The following is a 408-nucleotide window of genomic DNA, read 5'->3' as shown; positions in this document are numbered from 1 at the left end:
TTGAATGCTCCGCGATGACCGTTCCGGTGGCAACCTGGAGCGCGGCGAACAGCGTCGTCGTGCCATGCCGCTTGTAATCATGGCTTTGGCCAGTCAAAGCCCGTCCGTTGGGCAGCTTCAGATAGCTTTGGGCGCGCTCCAGGGCCTGGATCGATGGCTTCTCATCGACGCACAAGACAATGGCCTTTGCAGGCGGATCGACATAAAGACCAACAACATCGGCGGCTTTGGCCGCAAATTCGGGGTCGTTGCTCTCGCACCAGGATTTGCGAACCGAAAGATCAATCTTGTGCTCGCGCAGGAAGCGCCAGACATATTGAACGTCGACGTCGCCCAGCGCCTCCGCCAGCAGGGGGCCGTTCCAGCGCGCAAACCCGGCAGGAGGCGGCTTGTCCAGCAGCGCCAGAA

At 60.8% G+C, this 408-nt stretch carries 1 protein-coding gene; it reads right to left on the bottom strand.

Annotated elements, in window-relative coordinates; genetic code table 11:
- Positions 1–408, bottom strand: a 408-nt coding sequence (locus ACZIRK_RS45505; protein WP_463703574.1) for a transposase, incomplete at both ends; no start/stop codon positions are given.

This window comes from Bradyrhizobium sp. Leo114, assembly GCF_055229415.2.
Note: the sequence above shows the minus strand (reverse complement) of the source record. Positions and strands in the feature narration are given on the sequence as shown.